The organism is Pseudomonas sp. NPDC089396 (assembly GCF_044749545.1).
Taxonomy (GTDB): Bacteria; Pseudomonadota; Gammaproteobacteria; order Pseudomonadales; family Pseudomonadaceae; genus Aquipseudomonas.
Genome location: NZ_JBIVIC010000026.1, coordinates 1 through 4,891 on the forward strand (window position 1 = coordinate 1; position 4,891 = coordinate 4,891).

A 4,891-nucleotide genomic window follows, 5' to 3' on the forward strand; every position below is an offset into this window, starting at 1 on the left:
GGCTCGGTATTGCCCAGCGTTTGGACCAGGAACGTCGCATCGGCCTTCTCGGGGCGGGCCAGCATGAGGTAGGCCTTGAGCTGGTTGTAGGCTTCCCGGGTCCGCTTGCTGCGCTCAGGACTGTTCGGGGGCAGTTTGACCAGGGTATTGAGTTGGGCTTGTAGGGAAGACGCCGTTGGGTCGCGCAGGAGCCGCTGGTTGGCTTGCACGTAGTGCGGCCACAGCGCATCGCGCAGAGCCCCGCTGCGGTCCAGGCCGAAGCGCTGGTACCAGGGGGCGCCGTGTTCGGTGCGGTAGTCAAGGCGCGATAGCTCGCGGACCAGTTCAGTCAAGGCGACCCGTGAATCGTGGCCTTCAGCCGGTTGCTGCAGCGTCGCCAATGCCGCCTCTACCCGGCCAACTTCGGCGCGGTTGCTGGCGTAGGACAGCAACAGCCCCAACCCCCATGCCGAAAGCAGGAGCAGGACAAAGGCCTGAGTGACTTGGGGTAGGCTCCACGCCAAACGCTTTGAAAATTGAGTCTTGGCATTGCACACGCCGAGCCATGCCGGGTCAGCAATCCAGTGATGATCCAGCCCCGTACTGACCGGTCGTGACACCGGCAAGCTGAACCACAGTCCACGCAAAACCACAGCAGACCCACCCGACAGGGAGGTCAGTACGGCGCGCCAGCGCTTCTCGCCCACGGCCCCAAGGTCACGCGACAAGCGCAGCAGAAAATCATGGCTGAGATTATTTTGAAGCTGTGCCAAACCTTGATCCCGCAACGCTGGCTGCAGCTGCTGCAAACTCGCCTGCAAATCCTTGCCTTGAGCGTGCGGTGCCAGCTGGCATCCAATCGGTTCAACCTTCCGAGCGAGCTGCGGCCACTCACTTGTGCAGAGCTGCCACAGGTGCAGCGGCAACTGCCAGCGCAGATGCCTGGCGAAAGCTCGCAAATGATGTGCGCCAAGGCTCATCGTTGCAGCATCATGGGTCTGTTCCGGGCTCATCACCCAAACGACACTGTCAGGCGCACGCCAACGAAATAACGTTTGAAGGTCGGATACGATCAACCGTTGTGCGGGTTGCGTTGCACTGCCGACCCAAAGCAACACGGTCTGCTGATCTGCGAGCCAGCGTTTCTGTTCGAGCCCAGGGGCAATGGCATCAATCTGCTCAGCGTCGCCAAAGACCAACAGCACACGCACCTTGCGGCGCCAGAGCCGACCGTGTTGCTCGTGCATGGCTTGGATCATTGCGCCAACGTGGTCACCCTTCGTGAGGATGTCCGTTGAAACTTCAAGTGCATCAACAAGGCCATCAGCTTCACGACGGTGGTAGGCCCGATGACCACGCCAACGAACCATCAGCCAGAAACCGCACATGCACACCATTGCCAGGGCTAGTGAAACAACAAAGCTCAGCTGCATTTTGGTTTGCGGTTGGTCGATAGCCACAACGCCCCGTGTCGTTTGGTAGTGCCAAAGCCACCAGCCAAGCGAAACCGCCATCAACAGCAATATGCCCAGCAGCACAAGCCAGCCTATCGTTCGTCGAGATTGCATGTGTGAGCCTCTATATTTCACGCGCTGAAGCAGGTGTCACTACCGTGCTCCAGAATTCCGTACCGTCGGAGCTGCCACTGAAAATGATCTGTGTGCCAATCCCCTGCTCGATACCCTGAACGGCAACGGCAACAGCCAACCAAGGTGAGACCTTGCCCGGATGCCCCAGCAGGGAATCCACGTGGCGAACGTTGTGGTCGTGCTCCATTGGCAGGTCAGCCATCACCGCATTGATGGTTTGTTCTTGTTGAGTGTTGCTACCCACGCGCCAGAGGCGTTCGATAGTCGTCGCTTGCGCAGACGCCCATTGCAAGGATTGATCGACAGCACAAATCCAGGCTTCGCGGGAAGCTTCCAGTGCCTGCTGGGGGCGATGTAGATAGGCCTTTGGCGCGGAGGCTGAAGGCATTTGAGGATTGCCAAGCAGCAGCGCTGCAATGGCTTCGGCAGTGTCGATTGGTTGTTCGGGAGCTACCTGAAAAGCCACCACCAGCAGCAATGACCGATCTTCAGAACGCTGGTCTAGCCATTGATCCACCCCGTCGAGGCCGCGACCTTGCACTTCAGAAGTAGGCTGCCGGATACCCGAGTCGCTCCACGCTTGATGCCACAGTCGAGACAGAACGGCTTCTGGGAGGCCACTGTCGCTTTCCAACATCACGGCCAACGGGGTGTCATCCGGCAACAGCGCCAAGGTCTCGCTCAGCTCTGTCAGAACCAGGCTCAACGCGTCCAGCAGGTTTTCCTCTGGCACCTTCTTCTGGTCGTCCCAAAGGCGACTATGGCGAGTTGCTTCGCCTCGCCAGGAAGGCTGGGTCTTGATGACCTTGGTTCCTTCGAGCAGCGCAGTAACTTGAGCTTCAGGCGTTTGCCCCGGTGCCCGCAACGCGGTGTAAAGGCTGACCTTCAAAACCTGCATGAAGCGTCTGCCCTGAGCCATTTTCTCCGTCCACTCCTGTTCACGAGCCTGGTCCCAGCCATCCGCTGCGCGGTGCTGGCCGAGGTAGAGCAGCACGCGCCCCATCATCAACAAGCACCAGCCCAGTAACGCACCTCCCAGCGCCATTCCCCAAGACATCAGCGGCCGCTCGTGCAGGGGTTGCTCGGCAAACAGCACCTCTGCGCCCCCTGCCAGCAGCAGGAACAGCATCAGGAGGGCCGCCCAAACCCATGGCCGAGGCGCGGACGGTCGCTTAGCCAAGGGCAGGACTTGATCCATTCTGACGGGCATGCTCAGCTCGCCCCTGCTACAGGCAGCGAACTAATCAGCGCACATCCACAGGCACACAAATGCCCATTGAATGCCACTGGCAAGCCAGCGTCGCAGAACTTCGCATGCCCTTCGGCTATCACCGTGCGACCGTGCCCAGGTAACGGGCACTGCACGGGATCGCCTTGGCGAGCGACAGCGATACCGCCGAACTGCATCGTGCTGGAGCCAGAGAGCACTGTGCCGCCCCCGGTTGTTTTATCGCCGACACGGATGATTCCGCGCATAGTTCATCCTCTTCAATGACAAAGCCAAAACTCAATAGAAGCTAAACAATTCAAAACGCATCAACTTGAAGTCAGCGCTTCCAACTTCAGGACAGCGGCAAAAACAACATTCACCAGAAATACTGTACCTTTATCCCAGCAACCCCCACTCGACACGCTCTTGGCGCTGCAACCTCTTGTCCCGCAGGGGCCATGGTCGATATTCCGTCCAGACCATCAGGTAGGTAGGCATGACCTCACCTTCTTTGAAATGCTGAATATGATCTTCCCAGCTATTGATCATTACTTTCCAATAGCCACTTTCAGGACAAGTCTGGCCACTGGCGCAAACCATAATTGGGAAGTTGACTTTGCTAAAGGCGGGTGAGCCTGGCATGGGTTTGCCGGTGGCTGGGTCGAGAGCCTTTTCCTTGGCCAACTTATGGATCAGGGCTTCACTGGGCTTCTCTGGCGGAATGTTTGCCAGGCGGGCTTCCAGCCATTGCAGCTTGCCGTCCCATGGCGGCAGTTTGGCTGGGGGAAGCGGGACAATCTCATTAATCTCTGGAACTTCTGGACCTGCGTATGAATATCGAGCTAGAACGCGCCATATTTCATTGTAACGTTCGGCCCGATCCAGATCTTCCTTTTGGCCATAATAATCCAACGTATCGGAAGGTTCAGGCCCACGAAAAGCATCATCTAGATGCCCTGCAGCATGCTCGTAACCACCAGCGACTCCCATTTGGAGCACTTCAAGTGCCTCACGGAACTCACCTTTGCGTTGCAGGTTTACAGCTAAAGCAACTGCAGCCTTACCATGCCGTTGCTCTGCAGCGCAGCGCCGCATTTGACGAGCGACTTTCGGAGCGATATCAATTGGAGCAAGCTTTTCCGCTACAGCATACTGGGCCTGCGCATTACCTTCGTCAGCTGCCTTGCGCAAGTAGCGCAACGCCATCTCTGAGTCTTGCTGCAGCCCTGCTGAGCCCTGCTCGAGAAAATACGACACAAATAAATAACCCGTTGCGATATTCTGACTTATCAAACTATCACTTAGACGCAAGTGCTCCCATCCCCTCAACTTGAATTGACCACGCATGGCGCCATTTTGCAAATTTATATTAGCCTTGTAGTGTTCATGCTCAGCACTGATACGATACAAGCGCTCGATTTCAACATTGACAGTAGGATCGCGCTTGAGTTGATTGTTTCTCTGCAACCAGCGCGCATACCGGAAAAGCACATCCGCATCAAGAGGCGGTTCGGAAATTTTCTCATGGGAACAATTGAATGCCAATCTGGGAGTAACGCTATTCAGACTCATATATCTTTCCTTCAAGCTTGTAGAAGCTGCGCCCGAACCACAACCACAAAACAACAAGCACAGCAAAATTAACAAGCATCGCATCAGTCAAGATCCTTAAGCAGCGCGCTCTCATAATAAAATTCAACTAGCGAACATTTCGGCTTCCCTTTTTCTGTTTCAAGGCCCTTATTGCTATCAATTATTTTCTGCCAAGCGATAAACGCTTCTTTTGGATCATCTTGCATCCCCTCCCCATCCGTATGCAGCTTCCACAACCGCCTCCTCAACTTCTGCGTCTCACTCGCCCACTCGTGGGCAATGTTCAGTTCGCTGTCCACCTGCATACTTCGTGTATTGATATTCGCCGAACCATGCGTGGAGAACACATCATTCACAATCATCAACTTCGAGTGGATATACACCGGCGTCCACGGCTGCCCCGCAGGGGAATCCGGCGCCACTAAGGATTCTCCGATCAAGTTGCTCATCAGCCGGAAATGGGCGGCTTAGGGATGCCGAAAAGCCCGATTTTCAGCCGCTGATTATCGGATAACCAAGG

The 4,891-nt window shown here is 56.2% G+C and carries 4 protein-coding genes and 1 pseudogene; all 5 read right to left on the reverse strand.

The features are described from left to right. Positions 1-1,547, reverse strand: a 1,547-nt coding sequence (locus ACIPZB_RS27105; RefSeq protein WP_400643476.1) for an ImcF-related family protein, incomplete at its 3' end; no start/stop codon positions are given. A gap of 10 nt (positions 1,548-1,557) precedes the next feature. Next, positions 1,558-2,697 (reverse strand): hypothetical protein, encoded by a 1,140-nt coding sequence (locus tag ACIPZB_RS27110; protein ID WP_400643477.1) that lies wholly within the window; start codon positions 2,695-2,697, stop codon positions 1,558-1,560. A gap of 83 nt (positions 2,698-2,780) precedes the next feature. After that, a complete protein-coding gene (locus ACIPZB_RS27115; protein WP_400643478.1) occupies positions 2,781-3,044 on the reverse strand; it encodes a PAAR domain-containing protein in 264 nt (87 codons plus the stop codon). A gap of 130 nt (positions 3,045-3,174) precedes the next feature. Further along, positions 3,175-4,350, reverse strand: coding sequence for a sel1 repeat family protein (locus tag ACIPZB_RS27120; protein WP_400643479.1), 1,176 nt, complete (start codon positions 4,348-4,350; stop codon positions 3,175-3,177). A gap of 83 nt (positions 4,351-4,433) precedes the next feature. Next, positions 4,434-4,799, reverse strand: a pseudogene (locus tag ACIPZB_RS27125) (phospholipase D-like domain-containing protein); the annotation flags it as partial. Positions 4,800-4,891 lie beyond the last annotated feature (92 nt).

Excerpts from the sequence above, each read along its gene's own strand:
- ACIPZB_RS27110 (WP_400643477.1), bottom strand. The coding sequence starts at position 2,697 with ATGCTGTTCCTGCTGCTGGCAGGGGGCGCAGAGGTGCTGTTTGCCGAG.
- ACIPZB_RS27115 (WP_400643478.1), bottom strand. The coding sequence starts at position 3,044 with ATGCGCGGAATCATCCGTGTCGGCGATAAAACAACCGGGGGCGGCACA.
- ACIPZB_RS27120 (WP_400643479.1), bottom strand. The coding sequence starts at position 4,350 with ATGAGTCTGAATAGCGTTACTCCCAGATTGGCATTCAATTGTTCCCAT.